This is a genomic window from Paraburkholderia agricolaris, assembly GCF_009455635.1.
Lineage (GTDB): Bacteria > Pseudomonadota > Gammaproteobacteria > Burkholderiales > Burkholderiaceae > Paraburkholderia > Paraburkholderia agricolaris.
This window is the reverse complement of sequence record NZ_QPER01000002.1, coordinates 458,749-478,642: the sequence shown is the minus strand read 5'-3', so window position 1 is coordinate 478,642 and position 19,894 is coordinate 458,749. Positions and strand designations below refer to the sequence as shown.

Below are 19,894 nucleotides of genomic sequence, written 5' to 3'. Positions count from 1 at the left end.
CGCGCGCGCGTGACTAGACGCTAAATTCCGCAAGCACTTATGAATCAGGTTCATAACAGCATGCGGTTTAATGGACTTAATCTCTAGACGATGAGTCTCTATGATCTAAACCACGGGAAAAACCTGCACGGAGAAAAGTAATGGACTATCGATATCTGGGCCGCAGCGCCCTTAAAGTTTCGCCCCTGTGTCTGGGCGCGATGATGTTCGGCGGCGAAACGGACGAAACCACGTCGAAGCGCATCATCGACAAGGCGTTCGATCAGGGTGTCAATTTCATCGATACGGCGGACGTCTACCACGCCGGCCGTTCCGAGGAGATCGTGGGACGCGCGGTCGCCGGGCAACGCGACAGTTGGGTGATCGCCACGAAGTTCGGCTACCCGACCACTCAAGGCCCTAACGAACAGGGGCAGTCGCGCAAGTGGATCATTCAGTCAGTCGATGCAAGCCTCAAACGCCTGGGCACGGACTACATCGACATTCTCTACTTCCATCGCGCGTTACTCGACGCACCGCTCGACGAAGCCGTACGTGCGATCGGCGACCTGATTCGCCAGGGCAAGGTTCGCTACTTCGGCCTGTCTAACTTCCGCGGTTGGCGCATCGCCGAAATCGTGCGTCTGGCCGATCAGTTCGGCATCGATCGGCCGGTCGCAAGCGAGCCGCTCTACAACATGGTGGATCGCACCGCCGAGATCGAGCAATTGCCCGCGGCGGCACACTATGGTCTCGGCGTCATACCTTATAGCCCACTTGCTCGTGGCGTACTGACCGGCAAATATGCGCTGGATGGCGCACCGCCGGCCGACTCGCGCGCGGGGCGCGGCGACAAGCGCATCCAGCAGACCGAATGGCGCCCCGAATCGCTGGCGATCGCGCAGAAGCTCGCGGCTCATGCCGCGGCACGCGGTACGAATTCAATTGCCTTCGCCGTGGCGTGGGTGCTCAAGAACCGATTCGTCAGCTCCACTATCGCCGGTCCTCGCACCGAGGCACATTGGGACAGCTATGTTCAAGCGCTGAATGTGGAACTGGGACCCGAAGACGAGAAGTTTGTCGATAGCCTGGTGCCGCCCGGCCATGCGTCGACGCCGGGGTATACAGATCCGGGGTATCCGATCGAAGGTCGCCGGGTTGGTTGACGCAGCGTAGGGAGTCGAATCGATTTCCTTGGAGGCATTGCTCCCTCGGCACCGGTATTTCCGCACCAGCACGCCTGCTTCTGCAATCTCGGAAATAGCGTCGACGCATTCCCTCGCATCGCTGCAGCACGTATCGCGCCGACTAGAGCAGGCGTTTCATCCAGCGCTGCCGCCAGCATTCTCGCTTTGGAGGCTGGGGTGAACGGTCGTGGCGACTTGAACAGGGCGATTCAATCGCCCTCAAAGAAAAACGGGCGAACCTTGCGGGTTCGCCCTGCGATTGCCGGCTAAATATCGAATGCATGAGTTTAGCGAGCCAGGTTGGCGCGCAGCAAACGCCAGATCACCCGGTTTGCGTGACGCCGGCGCCCGGTTGCGGTACACGCGAGGACGCACGTAGCGCAAGGCTTGCAACCAGCGTGACGAGAGCACAGCCGGTCACGTACCACGCAGGCGCTGCAGGCGAGCCAGTCGCGCGGATGAAGGTCGCGCACAGAAGCGGGGCAAAGCCGCTGAACACGAGCACGGAAACGTTATACGCAAGCGCAATACCGCTGAAACGGATTTGCACTGGAAAGAAGTCCGCAAGTACCGCGGCCCATGTCCCGCTCGCAAGCGAAAACACCAGCGCGGCGAGCACGAAGAGCAGCGTGAGGTTCGTGGTGTGCGCAGCGAGTGCGCTGTAGAACGGCCACGCTAGCGCGGCGAGCAATACGCAGGAAAAACGCAGCAAATAACGACGCGGCACATAATCTCCCGCCCAACCAGCGCCGAGAAGGCCTACCGAGCTGACGACCAGATACGCGTTCTGAGCCACCGCGGCCTCGCGTGGCAGGTAGTGCAGCGTTTCGATCAGATACGCGGGCATGTGCCCATATAGCACGCCGTTGAAACCCGCCATCACGGCGATCGAGAGAGCGCCGGCCACCACCGGCCCGCGATGATGACGCAGGGTCTCGCGAAACGGCTGTTTGACGACGGCGCCGTGCATCTGCTTGAACTCGGGCGACTCGTCGAGATTGCGGCGCAGCAAATAGGACACGACACCGCACAGACCGCCCACGAGAAACGCGATGCGCCAGCCGTAATTGGCTGCGTCGGCGGGCGAGAGTGCCGATTGCACGACAAGGTTCACGATCGTCGCGAGCATGACGCCGGTGTTGACCGCACAGATGATCACGCCCGCCGCAAGGCCCGCGCGGTGCGGCGCTGCTTCCACCGCGTACGTGATCGCGCCGGGCATTTCACCGCCCACGCAGAAGCCCTGCAGCACGCGTAGCGTGATGAGCGCGATGGGCGCGGCAACGCCCCATTGCGCGTAATCTGGCAGCAGACCAATGCAGATAGTCGCCGAAGTCATGATAACGATTGAAGCGATGAACACAGGGCGCCTGCCCATGCGGTCGCCGAGGCTGCTGAGCACGATGCCGCCCGCAGGCCTGATGACGTATCCGATAGCCAGCACCGAGAACGCCAGCAACATGCTGACGAGTGGATCGGTAGCGGGAAAGAAACGGGCGGCGATGTAATGGGCGAAGAACCCATAGATCACGAAATCGTAGAACTCCAGCGATCCGCCCAGGCTCGCGATCAGAATCATCTTCCATTGGGCGCGGTTCAGGCCAGGCGTGCCGGTTGATGCCGCGACACGTATGCGCGAGGGTTTCGTCTCCATTTGTTCTCCTGAATGTTATATAACGGCTCATACGGCACATCGGAATCTCTGCCCGGTGCCCGCGACTATACGAAGCGGCCGGCTGCCGGACCGCTCCGCCGACGATTACGCCGCCTCGTCCCGCTGCACAGATCCGCAATGGGCACCCGCGCGCTTGAGCAGCGCGTCCACGCCCTCCATATCACTCGCGACTCCGGCGATATAACGGTCGGGGCGCAGCAGCACGGCGCCCGCGCCCGCCGAAGCCAATCCCGAAGCCAGCCATTCGCGCAACGCACCGACCGTGGCCGGGATAATCGCGATCCGTTTGCGCTCCGTGTCAGTCATTGCCTGGTAGGCGTGCTGCGCGACCGCTTCCTCGGCGACCAGCGCAAAGCGGTAGCCGACCACATCGTCGAGACGTGAGCCATCGACAAGCGACGGCTGCGCTCCAATCTGCCCACCGGCTTCCCCTGCGTGCCAGCCGACGCCAAGACGCGGTTGCGGTGTTTTGAACTCACGGATAGCCGCAGTCATCTCGCGATCGCGCGCGGCAACCGCATCGCGATCCGTCGTCTGAATCACAGCGCCAAGCTGCACGGCCGTTTCGATGAACTCCCTCACGTGCGGTTGACGTTCGCTTTCATAGGTATCGAGCAGCGACTCGGGCAATGCTCCCTCAATCACATCGGCGAGCTTCCACGCGAGATTTGACGCATCGCGGATGCCCGCCGCCATGCCCTGCCCCATGAACGGCGGCGTCTGATGGGCAGCGTCGCCCGCGATCAGCAAGCGGTCACGTCGCCAACCTTGCGCGATCACCGAATGGAACGTGTAAATCGCTGAGCGCTCAAGCTGACCGTCGACGGGCGTGATCCAGCGCGCGAGGCGTTCCCAGATCCAGTCCGATGTAGCGATGCGGCGCTCGTCGTCGCCCGGCATCACCATGATTTCCCAGCGCCGGCGGTTGTGCGGGCCGCGGGTGTAGGTGATGGGGCGACCAGGATCGCAATACTGGATCGAGTAGTCGCCGAGGTCGGGGCGCTCGCGCTCCAGCAGCACGTCGACCACGACCCAACGTTCGTGCGATTTCAGATCGGCCAGTTCAGTGCCGAGAAAGCGGCGCACCGTCGAGCGCGCGCCGTCGCATCCCACGACGTAACGCGCCGTCGTATGCGAAATGCGCCCTTGCGCCGTGTCCTCGAAACGGATGCGTACGCCGCCGTGGTGCTCGTCGAGAGCAAACACTTCGTGGCGCAGGCGTACGTCCGCGCATCCGCTCGTTGCGAGCTGAGCGCGCAGCGCGCGTTCGAGGTCCGGCTGGTGGAACTTGTAACTCGCACACCAGCCGTGCGGGCCGATGCCTGACGGCCGGCTCCAGTCGATCAGCAGTTCGCCGTCTTCGTTCACGAACTTCATGCCGGGGCCGACGAATAGATTGGGCAGCATTGTGTTGGCAATGCCGATGGTCTGAAATACGCGCATGCATTCAGCGTCGAAGTGCACGGCGCGCGGCAGGACGAAGACGTCCTTGTCGCGCTCGAACACCACGATTTTCAAGCCGCGCAACGCGAGCAGATTGGCGAGGGTCGCGCCCGTCGGTCCGAAGCCGATGATCGCAACATCATATTCCGGCGCCGCGCTCGCCGAAGTCTCGACGAAATCCTTCATCACATTTACCTGCATCAGGGTTGACGATGCCGCGTGCCAAGGCAAGCGGCGCGCTCGTTCTTACGCTTCGTCGGCGATCGGATTGGAAAGCGTGCCGATGCGGTCGACCTCGACTTCGGCCACATCGCCGGCTTTCATAAAAAGCGGTGGATTGCGCTTCGCACCCACGCCGCCGGGTGTGCCGGTGACGATCACATCGCCGGGAAACAGCGGCGTGAAGGTAGAGAGATAGGCAATCTGTTTCGCAATGCCATGAATCAGCATTTCGGTGGTGGCGCGCTGCACTTCCACACCGTTTAGACGCGTGACTAGCGTCATGACCGCGTTCGGTTCGATCTCGTCACTCGTGACCATCCATGGTCCGAACGCGCCCGTGCGGAAGAAATTCTTGCCGGGACCCCATTGACCCGTATGGCGCTGCCAATCGCGGATCGATCCATCGTTATAGCAACTATAGCCAGCGATGTGGTTCCACGCGTCGGCCTCGGCGATACGACGCCCGCCGCGCCCAATAATCACTGCGATCTCACCTTCGTAATCGAACTGCATGGACTCTGGCGGACGCAGCATCGGCTGGCCCGCGCCCACTTGCGACGCCGGCAGACGCATGAAGATCACTGGATTCTCCGTGGTCTCGCGATTGGTTTCCTTCACGTGCTCTGCGTAGTTCAAACCGACGCAAAAGATCTGCTGCGGATTGGAAATGACCGGTTCGAGTGTGACTTCGGCGAGGGGATAGTCGCCCTCGCCCTCACTCGTTACGCGCTGTGCCTCGGCGAACGCGTTGGCTGAAATCAGTGCCTTGAGATCGACGTATTGGCCGTCGAGGCGCTTGCGCAGGTCGAACACGGATCCGTTGCGGACGACACCGAACGACTGGTGTTGCTGGGTAGAAAAGCTGGCGAGTTTCATGATGCTCCGTTGATAAAAGTGTGAACCCAATCTCTAAATTTCGACATTTTTCTTGTGCATTTATCGTTATTTGATAATACACTCACAAACAAGCGACACACAATCCGATTTTTGCCAGGGTTTATCACTACCAAGGAAGACAGCATGTCTCTACCGAACGTTAGACGAACAGGCCTCTCACTGAGCCACATGGGTTTCTATGTATGCGATATGGCCAGGGTCGAAGACTTCTACACACGGGTGCTCGAATTCACGGTCACGGACCGCGGCACCTTGCCGACGCCGCGCGGTCCGGTTGCTCTCGTGTTTCTAAGCCGCGACCCGGCGGTCCATCATCAGATCGTGCTGGCGAGCGGGCGGCCCGAGACGCTACCCTTCAACCCGATCAATCAGATTTCATTCGAAGCGGACAGCCTCGCCACGCTCAAGCGCTTTCATCGGCGCTTCGTGGAGGAAGAGATGGAGGAGATCACGCCGGTTACGCACGGCAACGCGATTTCGTTCTATGCGCGCGACCCGGAAGGCAACCGGCTGGAGATATTCATTGACACGCCGTGGTACGTCGATCAACCAATGCGGATGCCGGTCGACTTCACGCTGCCAGACGCCGAACTGCTCGCGGACGTCGAGCGGCACGCGCGCACGCTGCCCGGTTTCCGGCCACGCAAGGATTGGGAGAGAGAAATGGCCGCTCGCATGGGCATTGCATGAGGGAGGTGTTGCCGACCATACCCTCCATGCAAACACCGAGCGCGGGCTGGCCCACAACCGGTAAACAGATAGACCGCACGCAGTCAACAGTCAATCGGGGCGCTGCTCACAGTTCAAGCTGACTCGCGCGAGCCGAAATGCGCGCGGCCGCCTCCTTTACGGCGCCCGCGATCCGCTCCTGGTTCACGAACTCGAGGCGGTGATCGGGCACGACGAGTGCAAGCGCGGCTACGGCTTCACCCGATGCGTCGACGAAGAGCGGAGACGCGATGGCCGAAACGCCCGCTTCCAGTTCGCCCTTCGACAGATAGAACCCGGCGCGGCGTATCTTTAGCAGACTGGACCGGAATGTTTCGAGCGAGTCGCCGAGACCGCTTGCGCAAATATCTGCGGGGTACTGCTCGAACAATGTGGCGAGCTTCGCCTTGGGAAAGGTCGAGAGAATCGCCTTGGGCGCCGCGCCCAGGAAGAGCGGGCGTGGGCGGCCCCGGCCATAGCGCAGATCAAGCGTAAGGTCGTGCGTTTCGCGATGGGTATCGACGAGATCGTTGCCATACCAACGCGACATGACGGCGTCGAATCCCGAATGCTCGACGAGCTCGCGCATGATTGGCTGACCGGCTTTCAGCAGTGGATCAGAGACACGCAAGTGGTAATCGAGCGTGATGATGCGCGGACCGAGACCATATTCACCACCGACAAACCGCTGCAACATGCCAGACTCGACTAGTTCACGCAGATAGCGGTAGGCAGTGGGCACCGAGCAATCCAGTTCGGCGGCGGCGTCCTCGGCGGAAAGGACGGGCCGGACCTCGGACAGAAGTTCGAGGATGGACAGCAGTTTCGCAATGCTCGACAAAGGTCGGTCTCCGGTCTCGGAAGGGTTGGGTGATTATACCGAGACGCCTTGCGAGCCAGCCGCCCCAATCGGACCGCGGGAAGGTTCAGCCACGAACGTGTACTGTCAGAGTTTCGCTTGCGCTCGCGGCTAGCCCATATCTCCCCGCGCAACGAGCCTGCTTCTACCAGACGTGGCGTATTGCCGCCCGAACAGCCGTCTGATTGCGCGTAGTCGACGGCGTAAAGCTGTAGCCGATCACCGCATCCACACCTTCCGACGCACGCATCCAGTCGACCGACGTATAGAGTTCGGTCCGCTTCGACAGCAGATAATGTGTCGCCAGTGCGACCTCATGCCAATGGTGTCCCTCGAACATGGTGTACCGATAGGCTGAAACAAACGAAAGCGACGGCGTCATCTGATATCGCACACCGGGTTCGAAGACTTTCATCGACGACGAGCGGCCAAACCCGTGGAACGTCGTGTCGCTAAAATCGCCGGCCATGATCAGGTTACCGAGTGTGTAAGACGCGCCGATGCCCAGGATCGCCTGGTAGTCGATGGCGAACGGCGTCGTTGCGTGCGGGTCAGTGACGCGACAAATTGAAGTTGCCGCGCGAGTTCCGCCGGCGACCGATCTCGCTGATCACGACCTGTTTTATCGTGGCCCACTTCGCGCGGATCAATCACGAACTGTGAATCCCCCGCCTTATGAGCAGCATCAGCGTGCCAAAACGGGCGATTCGTCAGAGCATGCGCCGCACGCCACGATGCAACAGACCTTACCGCACGGACGTGACGGGTAGTGCGGTGCTATACATCACCTGTTTCAGCGCGAAGCTTGAGCGGATATTCGACACAGCGGGGATGCGCGTCAATTGGTCCACGATGAGCCGCTCGAGCGCATGAACGTCACGGACGAGGACGCGAATGAGATAGTCCGCGTCACCGGACATCAGGTAACACTCCATGACGTTGGGTAGACCTCGAATGGCACGTTCGAACGTGTCGAGGGCGTCGCGCACCTGTTTGTCGAGCGAAATCTGGATGAATACGTTCACGTTGAGTCCAAGCTGCTCCGCGCCTAGTAACGTGACACGTTGCTTTATGATGCCGCGCGATTCGAGCGACCTCACGCGCGCGAGACAGGGTGACGGCGACAGGTTGACGCGCGATGCAAGTTCGACGTTCGTTATACAACCGTCATGCTGTAGTTCCTCGAGAATTCTGACGTCGATTTCATCCAGTTCATGTTTCGCCATCGCTCACCTCCTCAATACAGCGCGTTCATCGACGCGCTCGACACATGCCACGAGTCGCGCTGCGATCAATCGTGCCCGTGTTCCGTGGCAAAGACTCACCACGGAACCCCAGGCTCATCGCAAAGACATTAACCGGTCGTTGCGCCCTTGTCGGCTGGCGTTGCCAGCGCCGCAAATTTGGCCAGCACGCCTCGTATATGGCGTGGCTTCGGCTGTTGCCAGGCGGCGCGGCGGCGTTCCAGTTCGGCGTCGTCGATATTCAGTTGCAGGAGCAGCTTGTGCGCGTCGATCGTGATCGAGTCACCTTCCTGCACGAACGCGATCGTGCCGCCCACGAACGCTTCCGGCGCGACGTGACCGACCACCATGCCCCACGTCGCACCTGAGAAACGGCCGTCGGTAATCAGGCCGACGCTTTCGCCGAGCCCCTTGCCGATGATCGCCGAGGTCGGCGCGAGCATTTCCGGCATGCCGGGGCCACCCTTCGGCCCGAGGTAGCGCAGGACGACCACGTCGCCGGCGACGATTTTGTCGGCCAGAATGGCTTCCAGTGCACTTTGCTCGTCGTCGAATACGCGGGCTGGGCCGGTAATGACAGGGTTCTTCAGGCCGGTGATCTTGGCGACTGCGCCGTCAACGGCCAGATTGCCCTTGAGGATGGCGAGGTGGCCTTCCTTGTACAGCGCCTGCTCGATCGGGAAGATCACCTGCTGATCGGCACGCGGCTTGCCCGGCACGTCCTTCAGTTCTTCGGCGATCGTCCTGCCGGTGATCGTGAGGCAATCGCCGTGCAGCAGACCTGCGTCGAGCAGAATCTTCATGACTTGCGGAATGCCGCCCGCCTTATGCAGATCCGTCGCGACGAACTGGCCCGACGGCTTCAGGTTGCAGATCACCGGCACTTTCTTGCGCATGCGCTCGAAGTCTTCGATGGTCCATTCCACTTCGGCCGCATGCGCGATGGCGAGGAAATGCAGCACCGCGTTGGTCGAGCCGCCCGTTGCCATCAGCACGGCCACGGCGTTTTCGATCGACTTCTTCGTGACGATGTCGCGCGGCTTCAGGTCCTTCCTGACCGCTTCGACCAGCACGCGCGCCGATTCGGCGGCCGAATCGACCTTTTCCTGGTCGGGGTTGGCCATCGTCGACGAATACAGCAGCGACATGCCCAGCGCTTCGAACGACGAGCTCATCGTGTTGGCGGTGTACATGCCGCCGCACGAACCCGTGGACGGGCACGCATTCTTCTCGATCCCTTCAAAATCTTCCTGTGACATCCGGCCGGCGGTGAATTCGCCCACCGCTTCGAACGACGACACGATGGTCAGGTCGGTGCCCTTCCAGTTGCCCGGACGGATCGTGCCGCCATACACGTAGATGCTCGGCACGTTGGTGCGCAACATGCCGAGCATGCCGCCGGGCATGTTCTTGTCGCAGCCGCCGATCACGACCAAGCCGTCCATCCATTGCCCCTGCACGCACGTCTCGATGCAGTCGGCAATCACTTCGCGCGATACCAGCGAGTACTTCATGCCTTCGGTGCCCATCGACATGCCGTCCGAGATCGTCGGCGTGCCGAAGATCTGTGGATTCGCGTCGGCACCCTTGACTGCGGCCACCGCCGCGTCGGCCAGACGCTGCAGGCCGGCGTTGCATGGCGTGATGGTCGAGTGACCGTTGGCGATGCCGATCATCGGCTTGTCGAAGTCGTCCTTCTGATAGCCGAGTGCGTAGTACATCGAGCGGTTCGGGGAGCGTGCCACGCCTTGCGTGATGTTCTTCGAACGACGGTTGTATTGCATAGCATTTCCTTAGGTTAGCTAATCTCACGCTTCGACAGCATCGGGAGCTGGCTCGATTCTGTTTAGAGCGCGTGCTGCCGCCGACCAGATAATGTCGCGCGAAACGTTGCGAACGTCGGTGGAACCGCTCAATGCCATGCTGACATCAAGCTCGCTTCGCAAGATATCGAGCACGCGCATCACCCCCGCTTCACCGAACGCGCCGAGACCGTACAGAAAAGCCCGGCCCGTCAGGCAGGCATGAGCGCCTGAAGCAAGCGCCTTCAGAATGTCCTGTCCCGAACGAACACCGCCGTCAAATAGAATTTCACACTGTTCGCCCACGCGCTCGGCAATGGCGGGGAGCGCTTCAATTGAAGACGGCGCACCGTCCAGTTGGCGTCCACCGTGGTTCGATACGACGATCGCGTCGGCACCCACTTCGGTCGCCAGTTTTGCATCGACAGGATCGAGAACGCCCTTGAGAATCAGCTTGCCGGGCCACAGCTTGCGCACCCATTCGACGTCTCGCCAACTGAGCGACGGATCGAACTGACCCGCGATCCATTGCGACACGGTGTTCAGATTGTTCGAACCCGGCACGTGTCCGGCAAGATTGCCGAACGTTTTGCGCTTTCCGCATAGCACGCGCTGCACCCAGCCGGGTTTCATCGCGATGTCGAGTGCATTGGCCGGCGTGAGTCGAGGCGGAACGGATAACCCATTTTTTATATCCCGGTGCCGCTGTCCCTGAATCTGCAAATCGACGGTCAATACCAAGGCGGAACAGTGTGCTGCACGGGCTCGCTCGATCAATGATTGACTAAAACCGCGATCACGCATCACGTACAGTTGAAACCAGAATGGTCGGTCAACCGCGGCACGGACATCTTCCAGTGAACAGATCGACATCGTGCTCAAGCAAAATGGAATGCCTGCGGCAAGCGCAGCGCGTGCGGCCAGAATCTCACCGTCGCCTCGCACCAGCCCCGTCAAACCCGTTGGTGCGATTGCCAGTGGCAGCGCGGCGGGTTGGCCGAGAATCGTTGTCGAGAGCGAGCGCTTCGATACGTCCACCATCACGCGCTGGCGCAACTTTATCGACTCAAGGTCCGCGCGGTTGCCGTGCAGTGTGCGCTCGTCATATGAACCTCCATCGACGTAGTCGAATATGGCGCGCGGTATCTTGCGTCTTGCCACCTGCCGCAGATCTTCGATGTTGGTGATATTTTGCATGTCGCCTTCGTCTCCTGAATTTTATTTAGCGTGGCTTATCGCTTCAACTGCTTGCCACGGTTCCCGCTGGCGCATATCAAGAATCCAGTTCCCGGTAGTCCGGCAAGCGGGTATCGATAAAGCGTCCACCGCGCACCACCATCCGGTCAGCTTGCCAACGCGAGCAGGCCTCCGTGCTATCACGCGCATGCAGCAGTACAAAATCAGCCGGGCCGCCTTCACGCAATACGCCGTCCCATGGCAGGTTCAGCGCCGTGGCTGGCGTCGTCGTCACAGTCGAACTCCAACACTCCAACGGCTGGGCCAGATGCGCAGCAAACGACGCGAGCGTCAACGTCTGCAACGGATCGAGATCGCCAAACGGCAGGAACGGGTCACGGTGATTGTCCGACGCCAGCGCGACTCGCACGCCCGCCTCCGCAGCCTCGAGCAGCGGAAAAATGCCGCGTAGCCGCGGCGAGACGCCAGCTCGCCTGTCCTGCAGATAAAGATTCGTGAATGGCAGACTCACCACAGTCGCGCCCAGGCTCGCAAAATCCGCCAGTACGTCGCGAGTGATGTCGAGAGGTGCTACCGCTAACGCGCAACAATGTCCGCACAGCACGCGGCCTCCCATCTGCCGGCGTCGCGCCGCATCGAGAATCGATCTGATGCCCTCCACATTCGTTTCGAGGTGTTCATCGACGTGAAAGTCGAGCCACAAATCGAAACGCTCGGCTAGCGAGAACATATGCTCGATATACTCGCGCTGCCTCGCCATCGGATAGACAAACGCGCCGAGTACCCCGCCGCCGGCGATAGTGCGTGCGACGTGTTCAGCCGTCTGAACGTCACCAAACATCTCAAGAGGAAGCAAGGCCGCGCATTGCAGATCGATGCGGCCTGCCCATTCCTGGCGCAACCCCTGCGCGACATCCCACGCTAATGGCGTCGCGGACTGCTCCCAATCGATATGCGTGCGCATAGCGCGCGTTCCATAGGCCAGCGCACTGCGCAATGAAAACGACATCCGCCTTTCAAGGTCATCATGTGTCCAGTGCCGTAAGTCACCCCGGGTAGCCTCGATCGCGGCAAGTAACCCGCCGCCGCTGACACCGGCACGCGGTGAGATATGGCCTTTGTCGAGATGCGTGTGCGCGTCCACCCATCCTGACAAAAGCAGGCCGCCGTCCAGATTGAAGCAGGGAGAACCGTCATCGACCGCTTCGGGCACGATTCGTTCGATCCGGTCGCCACGCAGCTTAAGTGCGACCGGCACAGGCTGCGACGGATTCTTCTCGCGATGGGCCGATGCCGTTTCGTGGATCAACGCTTGCGGCACGCTAGCGTTGCAGATCCAGTAGCCGTCGTGGGCACCCGCCTGATTCAACGTTTCCAGTTCGCGCGAGATCATGGTATTTCCCCCGGGAACCTTACTGTGGTCCCCAGGCATATTGAAGTGTCAACCGGTTCTGAACGAATTTGCTCTTGTAGGTCGGCGAACTATCATAGGCAAGAAAGTCCGCTATGCTGAAACCCTTGAACTTGCCGCCGAGCGAGTAGATCGCGTAGACGAGATACTCCGACTGGTCCAGACTCGCCGCACCCGGACTGTTCTTCAGGTCCATGAAGGAATATCGAAAACCAACAAACAGGTTGGAAGTCGGCGCACCGTTCAGGTCGATCGCGAAAGCACTCCCCGCGCCAAGATCCTGTGTACTGGATAAGAACGGCTGGGCAAACAGTGGACCCGATGCAACGTAGTGCGCGTAAGGCGTCACGAGTGCACCATTGAGATAGGAGCCGCCATGAGGTTTGATGTAGTCGTACCCGAAACTAAGCAACAGCGAGTTGCGCTTGAGTCCAAGCTGTACGCCGTACACCTGACTGTTGATCGGGCCAAGTAACTGTTTGCCGTCACCGGTTTCATAAAAGAACTGGGCAGCTGCGAAGGGCTGGATCGCACCTTGCGTAAGGTTCACCTGCCCCTCCAGATACGTCATGCGGGCGTAGTCCAGATAGCCCATGTACCACGCCTGACCTTTAAGCGCTATGGGATCCAGCGGAACTGTGCGAACACCTCCTATGCCATAGAATCCGTTGGTCTCCTGATTGCCAACGGGAGAGTACGGGTCAATGTTGGCGTTATAGGTAGTCTGCCTGGTGAACGAGTTGTCGATATAGGATTTGAATCGAAACATCCGGAAAGCGGTGACGTAGTTGTCCGCGTCCCCGTACTTTGCCGTCACGCCCTGAAACAATTGCGGGGCCATCCGCCAGTCATACGTCGATGCGAACGGAACGTCCAACTCCTGATTACCCGCGGTCACGCTGAAATCCTTATGCTCCCACCTCAGGTAGGCCATACCCAACGCCGTAATGTTGGGTCCAAGATAGCTATCGACTTTCGTCGGATCATCCGAGTGATCAATGCCGCGTTGGATGTAGCCGCTAACACCCAAGGAAAATCCGTAGAAGTTAGCGGTCTTGTAGCCGATTCCGCCGCCATAGCTAGCGGTATTCTGATTCAGTCCGGACTGGTAGAAAGCATTGTGCGACGAGAAATAGATTGTTCTGATATCGCCAAAGAACTGACCCTTCGTGAACATCTCTACGAGATTCGCCGCATCCCCATGACTGGGAGGCGTGGCCTGAGAAGCGGCGGCAGCGGCAGCATGCTCGACAGTGTCCTGTCCCTTTTGCTCTGCGAAATCCACACCTGAAGCGGGAACGGTTACATCCGCCGTCTGTGCTAAAACAGAAAGTGGCAACCCCAAGATCCCCGATAGCGTTATCTGCAAGCCGATTCGACAGCAGACGGCGCGTGGTGCATAAGCCTTCATGTTAGTCCCTGACTCAACATTTTGTTTGGCTAGCGTTGCGATGCAACGCACTCTTTATTGCATTCATCATCCAACACTGACAGACAAAAATTCAGACTACAGATCACTACAAAAAGTAATCCTAAATTTATTAATAAAACCAGATTTCTATAAGAGACACGATAACCAGAATGCTATCGTTTCAGCGCCGCTTAGCCCTTCAACGCAATGGCTTCTGACGCGTCACAGGTCTAGCACCAGCGTGGCCGTCTTCGCGCGAGCGCAGCAAAGTGCAACCCTGGTCTCGCGTTCTCGCCTGTTCAGACAAAAATCACGGTGTTCCGGCTCACCGTCGAGATAAGTCGTCACGCAGGTGCCGCATACGCCTTGCTCGCAGGACGTCATGATATCGACGCCGGCATCGAGCAGAACCTGCGCAATCGTTTCGTCTCGGCCAATGTGGAATCTCTCGCCACTACGGGCCAGTTCAATCTCGAACGGCTGGTCCCCGTCCACATGCTCGACGGGCTCCGCGGCAAAGTATTCCAGATGGACATTCTCGTCCGGCCATGACGAAGCAGCTCGCCTGACCGCATCCATGAAACCTTGCGGACCGCACATATACAGATGCGTTGCTGGAGACGCCGCCGCCAGTTCCGCGGCGAGGTCGATAGTCGGGCCGCCGTCGTCTAACTGATAGCGCACTCTGGAAGCCCACGGCGATCCCGCCAGGCGCGTCTTGAACGCCTGGTGCGCAGCCGAGCGAGCGAAGTAGTAAAGCGTGAATTCGGCATCATTTCGCGCGAGGGTTTCCGCCATTGCAAGCAATGGGGTAATTCCAATACCGGCTCCAAAGAGCAGATGTCTGTCCGCTGCTGTCTCAAGCGCAAAGTTATTGCGGGGAATCCCGATCGTCATCGATGCGCCCGGCCGCACTGTGTCATGCATCCACACCGAGCCGCCGCGGCTTTGCGGTTCACGCTTTACGCCGATTACGTAACGGTGCCGCTCCCATGGCGCACTGCATAACGAATACTGCCGAATGCCTGTGCTGCCCGCATACACGTCGATATGTGCGCCTGCCTCGAAGGCGGGGAGCTCCCCGCCTCCTTCTGCCACGAGTTCAAAACGACGTATTTCGGCGGTCTCTTCGATCACTTCCGCGACTCGTACCTGCAGGGTGCTCTCCATCCTTGCCTCCATTATTCCGGCAGCCACGCAGTAGCTTCGACCTCGACCAGAATCGACTCGTCCGGCAGCATGGCCGACACCTGCACCACCGTGGACACCGGAGGATCGCCATCAAAGAACATCCCCCGGATCCGGTTGTAGCTCGGGTAGTCACGAAGGTCGCGAAAATACTGCACAAGCTTGAATACATCAGCCATGCTGCCGCCTGCCGATTCGATCGTCGCGCGAATACGGTCGAGCACATACCAGGACTGCGCCCGAATCTGACCCTCCTTGATATCGACGGAGAACTCCCCGGTCTTTCCGATCTTTTCACGCACGTCGTGAGGAACGTCGCCGTAGCCCTGTACGATCTTCCCTGCTTCAGGATCGACAGCGATGATGCCGGACAGAAAGATGAGGTTGCCTTTGCGCTTGTACGGCGCATACTTTGCAAGCGGCTTTGCAATTGTCGAACTCATACGTCTTTCTCCGTTAGCGCGCGTTTGCCGAAGCAACGCTTTGACCGACCAGTTTCTTGCGCAAATCCAGACCGACTCCTTTGTCGACAAACTGGTTAGTTGCGACCTTACTGATGTCGACGTCCTGCGCTTTGTAGAGACCAGCCTTGACCATCTTGTCGTAGAAACTCTTCACGCGATCGGTATCGATTGCTCCGATACCCTTCGTCAACGCATCGCCGGAATCGATCAGTCCAAGCTGTCGGATCTTCGCGACCTCCGCATCGAGCTTCGCCTGGGTCATTTCGGGATTCTCTTTTTCGATCAGCCCGTAAGCGCCGCTGTGGTCCCCGTAGAGAAAGTTGTACCAACCGATAATCGACGCATCGATGAAGCGGCGCACGACGTCGGGCTTGTTCTTCACCATGTCCCAACGTGTTTCGATCGTCGACGAGTAGGTATTCCAGCCCTCGTCGGCCAGCAGGAATGTACGTGTCTTGACGCCCGCATTTTCGGCGTAAAGTGGTTCCGCTGTCGCGTACGCCTGCTGCACCGCGCCTGGTTCCGCGAGAAACTGCGCGATGCTGTAGTTGTAAGGACGCAATTGCTCGTCCTTAAAGCCCTTTTCCGCAACCATCCATTGCCAGAAGCTGAATTGCCCGTCTTTCGAAACCAGAATGACCTTGGCTTTCTTCAAGTCGGCGAACGTGTTAAATCCGGCCCCTTCATGCGCCATCAACGCTTGCGGATCCTTCTGATTGACGGCCGCCACCACCACCGTCGGAACATGGTTCTTCACATTGTCAAAAGACAGCAGCAAATTTCCGGCAATCAGAAAATCGATCTTGCCGGCGGACAGCATGGGACGGTTGTTCACCTGTGGACCGCCTTCTCGAATCTCGACATCGAGCCCATACTTCTTGTAGGTTCCGTCGGCGAGTGCCTGGTAAAAGCCGCCGTGACCAGCCTGAGCTTTCCAGTCGGTGCCAAGGATCACTTTGTCCTCGGCTGAGGCGCAAGTCGGCCCGCACGCCATGAGTGCGGTCGCGGCAAGTCCGGCGGCAAATAGAACTGCCCGTACAATATTTTTCATGGGTTCTGCTCCATATCGTAGGATCACGAAAACGTTGTCGACGCTCGATTCCCTATTCGGCCACGACCGTCTCCCAGCCGCGCATCTTTCCGGGATTAAGCAAGCCTTTCGGATCCGCCTGCCGCTTGAAGTCGATTTGCGACAGATCGATTTCTTTCATACCGCCGTCCTCAATCGTGACGACATGAGGGTCGAAGGTTGCACAGCCGAGTGATTCGAAGATGCGCATGATTTCGTACTGACGCTCGGCGGTGGTAAAACGTACCAACGGAATGCCGAACACCTGGTACTCGCCGAACTGCTTCGCAAACTCGTGGTGCCAGTAAATTTCGTCACCGAATCGCTGCGCGAGTTGCTCGCAAAGCTCAACGTCGAACGGTTGCGGATGAGCAATCTGAAGATAGGTCCACTGCTTGTCGATCTTCAGAGCCTGCAGCGTCGTATGGTTGTACGCGCATTCATACGCAGGCGGAAGTTCGCTCGCTTCGAGTTCATCCGCATTCATGCTGAGCGATTCCATCCCACCATGGGAGGTCGCCAAGCTACGGTACTGATCGATCGATGCCGGGCTGACCATCGCAAACACAGCGTTACGGTCGTCCGGAAAGCGTTCGCCCAGGTGTTCATAAAACGGTGCGAAACCCTTCTCCACCGACGTCAGCAGAAACAGATCGAGTTCCGGCGTGCTGGCCGCCTTGCAGAAGCGCAATGCATCGCCGTAATGCTCGAATAGCGTGATCGTGTGCAACCAGTCGAGCGCCGGCTTCAGTGTCAGTTCGAGCTCGGTGATGATGCCGTTCGTGCCGAACGCGTGATGCACCTTCTGAATATCGGCACCACGCAGTTCGACAACGCGCGGTATCTCCTCCACAGTAACGACACGAATGCAGCGGACGTTGTCCGTGTCCTTGAGAATGCCATGCCGGATGGAACCGACACCGGCATAGCCGCCTGCAATGAACCCTCCTATTGTCGCGACGCGCAATGTGGAGGGAAACATCAGCAGGTCCTGGCCGGATGCCCTGACCGCTTCCTGCAATTCACCGATCCGCGCACCCGCCTCAACGCGTACCGAACCGGGCCGAATCTCCCGCACTGCTTTCAGTTCCGTCATGTCCATCACGACGCCACCCTGCAGCGGCACGCACTGGCCATAGTTGCCGGTGCCGCCGCCGCGTATGGTTAGGGGCACCCCCCGGCGCGACACCGCCGCCGCGATGCGGATTACCTCCTCTTCATTACGCGGAAAGACAACCAGATCTGCAACGCAGTCCTTCAATTGCGCATTGAGAATTGGGCTATACCACGAGAAATCACGTGATCGCCCACGCAATTGGCCTCCGCTTGCGATCGTCCGGATTCCATTCAACTCACCGGCAAACCGGACCCAATCAATGTCTCTGTTGTTCATATCTTCTATCCTTGATGCCGAATGTCGGTTCTGCTTCATGCGTCACGATCGATTTCGCTCTCGTGCCAGCCTCTAAGCACCGCCTTGGAAAGCCAATTGAAGAGCAAAAAGATACTGATGCCGCACAGCGAGACAAGCAGGAGAGCGGCAAACATCTTCGGGATCTCGTTTCTAAACGTCGCTTCCAGGATGCGCGACGCCAAACCCGTTTGACGGCCAGCCGCGCCTGCCGTGAACTCGGCCACGATGGCGCCGACGAGCGAGAGACCACCGGCGATCTTCAAGCCGCCCAGGAAGTACGGCAGCGCACTCGGAGCAAGCAGATAGCGCAGACGCTGCCACGGTGTCGCCCGGTACAGCCCGAATAAGTCACGCAGATTGTGGTCGGCGCTTCGGAGACCGATAACGGTGTTCGACAGGATCGGGAAAAAGGCGACGATCCATGCACAAATCAACAGCGCGGAAAATGTACTGTCGACGTAGATCAGAATCAGAGGCGCGATCGCAATGACAGGTGTGACCTGCAAGATGACTGCAAACGGAAAGAAGCTAAGCTCAACCCAACGCGAGAGCGCGAACAACATGGCCAGTGCAACGCCCCCCACAATCGCAAGCGCAAGCGACATGAAGGTCAGCTTCAATGTGAACAGCAGCGACAACGACAATGAACCCCAGTTCTCAATCAGTGTGCGCAAAATCACACTCGGTGCCGGAATGATGTAATCAGGCACGTGATTCACACGCACCAGGATTTCCCAGAGCAGCACTGCGGCAAGCAACCAGGCGGTCGGCACCGCGCAGCGCAGGAAGCGTTCGCGCCGTACGCGCTGCCTGGCTGCATCCGCGATTGCGGTCGCATTGGACGAGACGTCCACCTTCAAGGTTTGTACTGAAGAAGACATACCGATTCCTCTCTCATTCAATGATCGATGTCGGACGAGTCCATCGCCCGGTGCAGGCTAGTCGACGTTTCGCGGCATAACTGTGTGTACTGCGCTGATTCGCGATACGCTTCACCACGCGGATAGGGCGCCGGAATAGCGATCTCGTCGATCACACGCCCCGGTCGACTTGCCATCACCACCACGCGATTCGAGAGATAGACTGACTCGTAGACGCTGTGCGTCACAAAGATCACTGTGAACTTGTGCTCTTGCCAAAGCTTGAGCAAATCGTTGTTCAGTTTGATGCGGGTCATTTCGTCGAGAGCCGCGAAAGGCTCATCCATCAACAGCAGACGCGGACGCGTCACCATCGCCCGCGCAATTGAGACCCGCATCTTCATGCCGCCCGACAGTTCACGCGGATAGACATTCGCAAAACGCGACAGTCCGACCATTGCCAGCGCTTCCTCGACCCTGGGACGTGCACGCTCCCGCGATTCGCCTCGCAGCTTCAGAGGCAGGTAGACATTCTCAAATACCGACGACCAGGGCATCAGCGTTGGCTCCTGGAAAACAAAGCTGATGTCATGCGTACGTGCATCTTCAATCCCGGTTTTCGCGGTCCATTCGATCGTGCCGCCAGAGATCGACGACAGCCCCGCGATCATCCGCAGCGCCGTGCTCTTGCCACAGCCAGACGGTCCGAGAAAACTGATAAATTCGTGACTTCCCACCTCGAGCGACATGCCGTTAAGCGCGATCGTGCCGTTCGAATATTTTTTGTGTACGTCCCTTAGATGAACTAACGGGGCCTGCGTCATGCTTGTCTCCATGCCGTCACCGATCAGTTGAAAGAGCCGT

Annotated in this window: 18 protein-coding genes; 2 read left to right on the top strand and 16 right to left on the bottom strand. The window is 59.1% G+C overall.

What is annotated here, in order from left to right; genetic code table 11:
- Positions 1–140 precede the first annotated feature (140 nt).
- Positions 141–1,145: an aldo/keto reductase gene (locus GH665_RS23650; RefSeq protein ID WP_153139398.1), complete on the top strand. Its 1,005-nt coding sequence runs from the start codon at positions 141–143 to the stop codon at positions 1,143–1,145.
- 343 nt (positions 1,146–1,488) lie between these two features.
- Here the strand turns inward: GH665_RS23650 and GH665_RS23645 are convergent, their stop codons facing one another.
- From GH665_RS23645 to GH665_RS23635, 3 genes are all read right to left on the bottom strand, one after another.
- On the bottom strand, positions 1,489–2,820 hold the full coding sequence (locus GH665_RS23645; protein WP_246216340.1) for an MFS transporter: 1,332 nt from the start codon (positions 2,818–2,820) through the stop codon (positions 1,489–1,491).
- Positions 2,821–2,925: 105 nt separating this feature from the next.
- A complete protein-coding gene (gene mhpA, locus GH665_RS23640) occupies positions 2,926–4,470 on the bottom strand; it encodes a bifunctional 3-(3-hydroxy-phenyl)propionate/3-hydroxycinnamic acid hydroxylase MhpA (RefSeq protein ID WP_153139396.1) in 1,545 nt (514 codons plus the stop codon).
- A 60-nt stretch (positions 4,471–4,530) separates the two neighbouring features.
- Entirely contained in the window at positions 4,531–5,382 is an 852-nt protein-coding gene (locus GH665_RS23635; RefSeq protein ID WP_153139394.1) for a fumarylacetoacetate hydrolase family protein, read from the bottom strand.
- Positions 5,383–5,526: 144 nt separating this feature from the next.
- On the opposite strand from GH665_RS23635, the gene GH665_RS23630 reads away from it, so the two are divergent.
- On the top strand, positions 5,527–6,093 hold the full coding sequence (locus GH665_RS23630) for a VOC family protein (protein ID WP_153139392.1): 567 nt from the start codon (positions 5,527–5,529) through the stop codon (positions 6,091–6,093).
- Between the two features lie 106 nt (positions 6,094–6,199).
- Here GH665_RS23630 and GH665_RS23625 read toward each other — a convergent pair whose 3' ends face one another.
- The 13 genes from GH665_RS23625 to GH665_RS23565 form a co-directional block, all read right to left on the bottom strand.
- Entirely contained in the window at positions 6,200–6,952 is a 753-nt protein-coding gene (locus GH665_RS23625) for an IclR family transcriptional regulator (RefSeq protein ID WP_153139390.1), read from the bottom strand.
- Between the two features lie 163 nt (positions 6,953–7,115).
- Complete coding sequence (locus tag GH665_RS23620; protein ID WP_281357407.1) at positions 7,116–7,478, bottom strand: porin; 363 nt, start codon at positions 7,476–7,478, stop codon at positions 7,116–7,118.
- 238 nt (positions 7,479–7,716) lie between these two features.
- Positions 7,717–8,196, bottom strand: coding sequence for an Lrp/AsnC family transcriptional regulator (locus GH665_RS23615; RefSeq protein ID WP_153139387.1), 480 nt, complete (start codon positions 8,194–8,196; stop codon positions 7,717–7,719).
- 128 nt (positions 8,197–8,324) lie between these two features.
- The gene (ilvD, locus tag GH665_RS23610; protein WP_153139385.1) at positions 8,325–9,998 is read right to left on the bottom strand and encodes a dihydroxy-acid dehydratase; all 1,674 of its coding nucleotides are present in this window, start codon (positions 9,996–9,998) and stop codon (positions 8,325–8,327) included.
- Positions 9,999–10,022: 24 nt separating this feature from the next.
- The gene (locus GH665_RS23605) at positions 10,023–11,213 is read right to left on the bottom strand and encodes an alpha-hydroxy acid oxidase (RefSeq protein WP_153139383.1); all 1,191 of its coding nucleotides are present in this window, start codon (positions 11,211–11,213) and stop codon (positions 10,023–10,025) included.
- Between the two features lie 76 nt (positions 11,214–11,289).
- A complete protein-coding gene (locus GH665_RS23600; protein ID WP_167530997.1) occupies positions 11,290–12,606 on the bottom strand; it encodes a cytosine deaminase in 1,317 nt (438 codons plus the stop codon).
- A gap of 19 nt (positions 12,607–12,625) precedes the next feature.
- Positions 12,626–14,035 carry an OprD family outer membrane porin gene (locus tag GH665_RS23595; protein ID WP_153139378.1) on the bottom strand — a complete coding sequence of 470 codons (1,410 nt, stop codon included), beginning with the start codon at positions 14,033–14,035 and terminating at the stop codon, positions 12,626–12,628.
- 222 nt (positions 14,036–14,257) lie between these two features.
- A complete protein-coding gene (locus tag GH665_RS23590) occupies positions 14,258–15,205 on the bottom strand; it encodes a PDR/VanB family oxidoreductase (RefSeq protein ID WP_153139376.1) in 948 nt (315 codons plus the stop codon).
- Between the two features lie 11 nt (positions 15,206–15,216).
- Positions 15,217–15,666: a RidA family protein gene (locus GH665_RS23585; protein WP_153139374.1), complete on the bottom strand. Its 450-nt coding sequence runs from the start codon at positions 15,664–15,666 to the stop codon at positions 15,217–15,219.
- Between the two features lie 13 nt (positions 15,667–15,679).
- A complete protein-coding gene (locus GH665_RS23580; RefSeq protein ID WP_246216338.1) occupies positions 15,680–16,738 on the bottom strand; it encodes an ABC transporter substrate-binding protein in 1,059 nt (352 codons plus the stop codon).
- 52 nt (positions 16,739–16,790) lie between these two features.
- Positions 16,791–18,149, bottom strand: coding sequence for an FAD-binding oxidoreductase (locus tag GH665_RS23575; RefSeq protein WP_153139371.1), 1,359 nt, complete (start codon positions 18,147–18,149; stop codon positions 16,791–16,793).
- Between the two features lie 35 nt (positions 18,150–18,184).
- The gene (locus GH665_RS23570; protein WP_153139369.1) at positions 18,185–19,051 is read right to left on the bottom strand and encodes an ABC transporter permease; all 867 of its coding nucleotides are present in this window, start codon (positions 19,049–19,051) and stop codon (positions 18,185–18,187) included.
- Positions 19,052–19,068: 17 nt separating this feature from the next.
- Positions 19,069–19,866 (bottom strand): ABC transporter ATP-binding protein, encoded by a 798-nt coding sequence (locus GH665_RS23565; RefSeq protein WP_153142262.1) that lies wholly within the window; start codon positions 19,864–19,866, stop codon positions 19,069–19,071.
- Between the last annotated feature and the right edge of the window lie 28 nt (positions 19,867–19,894).

Bases quoted from the DNA above. Each gene is read 5' to 3' on its own strand.
- GH665_RS23650 (WP_153139398.1), top strand. From the start codon at position 141: ATGGACTATCGATATCTGGGCCGCAGCGCCCTTAAAGTTTCGCCCCTG.
- GH665_RS23645 (WP_246216340.1), bottom strand. From the start codon at position 2,820: ATGGAGACGAAACCCTCGCGCATACGTGTCGCGGCATCAACCGGCACG.
- mhpA (WP_153139396.1), bottom strand. From the start codon at position 4,470: ATGAAGGATTTCGTCGAGACTTCGGCGAGCGCGGCGCCGGAATATGAT.
- GH665_RS23635 (WP_153139394.1), bottom strand. From the start codon at position 5,382: ATGAAACTCGCCAGCTTTTCTACCCAGCAACACCAGTCGTTCGGTGTC.
- GH665_RS23630 (WP_153139392.1), top strand. From the start codon at position 5,527: ATGTCTCTACCGAACGTTAGACGAACAGGCCTCTCACTGAGCCACATG.
- GH665_RS23615 (WP_153139387.1), bottom strand. From the start codon at position 8,196: ATGGCGAAACATGAACTGGATGAAATCGACGTCAGAATTCTCGAGGAA.
- ilvD (WP_153139385.1), bottom strand. From the start codon at position 9,998: ATGCAATACAACCGTCGTTCGAAGAACATCACGCAAGGCGTGGCACGC.
- GH665_RS23605 (WP_153139383.1), bottom strand. From the start codon at position 11,213: ATGCAAAATATCACCAACATCGAAGATCTGCGGCAGGTGGCAAGACGC.
- GH665_RS23600 (WP_167530997.1), bottom strand. From the start codon at position 12,606: ATGATCTCGCGCGAACTGGAAACGTTGAATCAGGCGGGTGCCCACGAC.
- GH665_RS23595 (WP_153139378.1), bottom strand. From the start codon at position 14,035: ATGAAGGCTTATGCACCACGCGCCGTCTGCTGTCGAATCGGCTTGCAG.
- GH665_RS23590 (WP_153139376.1), bottom strand. From the start codon at position 15,205: ATGGAGAGCACCCTGCAGGTACGAGTCGCGGAAGTGATCGAAGAGACC.
- GH665_RS23585 (WP_153139374.1), bottom strand. From the start codon at position 15,666: ATGAGTTCGACAATTGCAAAGCCGCTTGCAAAGTATGCGCCGTACAAG.
- GH665_RS23580 (WP_246216338.1), bottom strand. From the start codon at position 16,738: ATGAAAAATATTGTACGGGCAGTTCTATTTGCCGCCGGACTTGCCGCG.
- GH665_RS23575 (WP_153139371.1), bottom strand. From the start codon at position 18,149: ATGAACAACAGAGACATTGATTGGGTCCGGTTTGCCGGTGAGTTGAAT.
- GH665_RS23570 (WP_153139369.1), bottom strand. From the start codon at position 19,051: ATGTCTTCTTCAGTACAAACCTTGAAGGTGGACGTCTCGTCCAATGCG.
- GH665_RS23565 (WP_153142262.1), bottom strand. From the start codon at position 19,866: ATGGAGACAAGCATGACGCAGGCCCCGTTAGTTCATCTAAGGGACGTA.